This window comes from Shewanella sp. 11B5 (assembly GCF_002836795.1).
Taxonomy (GTDB): domain Bacteria; phylum Pseudomonadota; class Gammaproteobacteria; order Enterobacterales; family Shewanellaceae; genus Shewanella; species Shewanella frigidimarina.
Map to the genome: position 1 here is coordinate 1 of NZ_PJAP01000970.1, position 2,873 is coordinate 2,873.

Consider the following 2,873-nt stretch of genomic DNA (forward strand, 5'->3'; position numbering starts at 1 on the left):
TCGCCGTAGGTTTTAAATACCCATGCCATATCTTCAATTTCTGCACGTGCTATCCACTGCGCCGCAGTTTGACCTTGGCTATTGTCCATGCGCATATCGAGCGGGCCATCACGTAAAAAACTAAAGCCACGTTCAGCATCGTCTAATTGTGGTGACGACACGCCAAGATCAAGTAATACGCCATTGATCTTGCCAGTTAACCCAAGTTCCTCAACATACTCAGCTAATTGACCAAAGCCACCGTGTACGATTTGAAAACGTGGATCATCAGCAAACTGTTTTGCCGCTTCAATAGCTTGTGGATCACGATCAATTGCAATTAAACGACCATTTTCGCCTAAATGACTTAATACATGACGCGAATGCCCACCTCGGCCAAAAGTGCCATCAATGTAGATGCCATCACTTTGGATATTGAGACCATCAACGGTCTCATTCAATAATACTGATAAATGGGCAAACTCTTGGCTCATTGGGTTCTTCTAACCTTTTTGGTCATTACAGTGAAAAGTGTGCCAAGCGTTCATTGCTGGCTAAATCTTGGCTTTGAATGAGCGCATTGCCATCATCCATTTGTTGCTGCCAAGCACTCTCTTCCCATAATTCAAATTTATTCAGTAAGCCCACCAGCATGGTTTTCTTTTCTAAACTGGCGAAACTTCGTAATGCCGGCGGAATAACAATACGTCCGTGGCTGTCTAGTTCACAATCTTGTGCGTGACCTAGTAATTTTCGTTTAAAGGAACGCTCAAGTGGATCGGTATCAGAAAGCAATTTTAGCTTTGCTTCAATCTGTTCCCATTCATGTAACGGATAAATCAACAAACAAGCAGCGTCAATATCAACGGTCATAATCACAGTACCGGCATGTTCCACACGCAACGCATCACGGTATCTCGCTGGAATAGCGATCCGCCCTTTAGCATCCATGTTGATTGCATTGGCACCACGAAACACGTTATTTAGCCCTTAATGTTGTCATTTGATCCACAATGATCCACTTCTTCCCACAAATGCTAAGTTTAGGGACTCTATGCAAGTGTTGTCAAGCAATGGACAGATATATTAAATCCAGACCCCAAGCGGGTTAGCAGCAAATTAATATCAAGCGGGATGAATGACAGAGCTGTTGGAGGAAAACAGCTAAAAATCAGGGTAAATGAGTTAAACCAGAGACATAACGGTCACTTTATCGGCTAAAATAGACTCGCGATCTTTTTAATTAATGTTCTTTAATCGTTCGAATGTTCCATCTTTACCTCGTAATATTGCTCAACAGCTCAATTTTAAGCACATTAAAAATCAACAAATAGTCGACTGAGTCGATTTTCTACGTTTAAAAACGCTCTTTATTTTATGTTTATTTCTGTCGAGCATCTTCAATATCAGCATTATTGAGGCAAAACACCTCTCTATTCACCTTGTTGTATCGTATTGCTCAGGTAAATTGCTTAAGTAAATACACGCTAAAACAACTTTTGCTCATTAGATTACCGCTAAACATCAATTGCTATATATCAACGGTTAAATATCGATTACTAAACATCAATATCTAAGGATTGACTACCAAAAATCGATTACCAAACATCACTGTGTATATCATTAGCCTTCGATGTTGAGGGCAAGCATTTTATCAATTCACCTTGCAATCACAGTTAATTATTCTTAATGCCTCAAAGGCATACGGTGATGATGACTTAATCATAAAACGGTATAAAGAGGTGCTATCACGCAAGAGGATTACACGACAGCAATGTCGCGGTTTCAAGTGTTGTCCTACTACCTGCTTAGCATTAATAGATAATCTATTGGCGTATATATGTGTTGTTGGAGGTCTTATATGGGTATACATCGCGACGTTACCATTATCCAATTGCCCTTGGGATATGGTTGAATAACCGATAGAAATAATGAAATGAGCATAGTTAATAATATCCATGCCAATTAGGAGCTGGTGTGACTTTATCAATCAAGAGCATGAAAGTGACCACTAAACTATCTATCACTTAAAAAAGATTAAAATTTAATCAAACTGAGCCGATAAACAGTTATGATGAATAAACATTCAGCTTCATTTCACCACACAGGAGAGCAACATGAGTATCGACAGCATTTATGCCATGCTAGCTAGACCTGTACAGGCTGTGAGTGAGCGTAAGAGAATTGTTGAACAAGTCAAACAGGTTAGTGCTATAAGTGCAGACAGTCACGAGGCGCCTCAGTCACAATTACCTCCCGGTATTACCCATAAAATGCCAATTCAACGGCAGGAAGCTTCGCGCCAAGAAAGACGAGCCAAACCAAGAACCGTTGATGAAAAAAAAACTCTCGGTAGCAGAACGAGGCGAATGAAAACGGATAAGCGATTCTCCACTCGTGGAGAAACCGCCAGTCAGCTTATTGATATTGAGGTGTAATACTGACTTGGTTTACCCAACGTCTCCATTAGGGCTTACTTGAGAAACGGCTTTCTGCCAGCCCTTGTACAGCGTCGCACGAGTCGTTATATCCATTGTTGAAGTAAACTCCCGTTCGGTAGACAGCATGGTTTTTAATTCATCCGTCGATTTCCATACGCCAACGGCCAAGCCAGCTAGAAATGCTGCTCCCATTGCTGTGGTTTCTGTTACTTGCGGACGAATAACCGTGACCCCAGTAATATCGGCTTGAAATTGCATTAAAAAGTCATTTGCTACCGCACCACCATCCACTCGAATTTGTGTTAACGGTACATTAGAATCTTTGCTCATAGCATCAAGCACATCACGAGACTGGTAAGCTATTGCTTCTAATGCCGCGCGAATAATATGATTCCGATTAGCTCCACGGGTTAAGCCAATAATGGCACCTCGAGCATCAGCATCCCAGTAAGG

4 protein-coding genes are annotated in these 2,873 nt (G+C 41.4%); 1 reads left to right on the forward strand and 3 read right to left on the reverse strand.

The genetic code is table 11. From position 1 onward, the window contains the following. Both rsmH and mraZ read right to left on the reverse strand, forming a co-directional pair. Positions 1 to 473, reverse strand: a 473-nt coding sequence (rsmH, locus tag CXF78_RS18965; protein ID WP_102037631.1) for a 16S rRNA (cytosine(1402)-N(4))-methyltransferase RsmH, incomplete at its 3' end; no start/stop codon positions are given. A 25-nt stretch (positions 474 to 498) separates the two neighbouring features. Next, complete coding sequence (gene mraZ, locus CXF78_RS18970) at positions 499 to 957, reverse strand: division/cell wall cluster transcriptional repressor MraZ (protein WP_102037632.1); 459 nt, start codon at positions 955 to 957, stop codon at positions 499 to 501. Positions 958 to 2,096: 1,139 nt separating this feature from the next. Between mraZ and CXF78_RS18975 the strand changes: the two genes are divergently transcribed. Next, on the forward strand, positions 2,097 to 2,417 hold the full coding sequence (locus CXF78_RS18975) for a hypothetical protein (RefSeq protein WP_011639224.1): 321 nt from the start codon (positions 2,097 to 2,099) through the stop codon (positions 2,415 to 2,417). 12 nt (positions 2,418 to 2,429) lie between these two features. Here the strand turns inward: CXF78_RS18975 and CXF78_RS18980 are convergent. After that, on the reverse strand, positions 2,430 to 2,873 hold a 444-nt coding region (locus CXF78_RS18980), incomplete at its 5' end, for an FGGY-family carbohydrate kinase (protein ID WP_257984954.1).

Bases quoted from the DNA above. Each gene is read 5' to 3' on its own strand.
- CXF78_RS18975 (WP_011639224.1), top strand. From the start codon at position 2,097: ATGAGTATCGACAGCATTTATGCCATGCTAGCTAGACCTGTACAGGCT.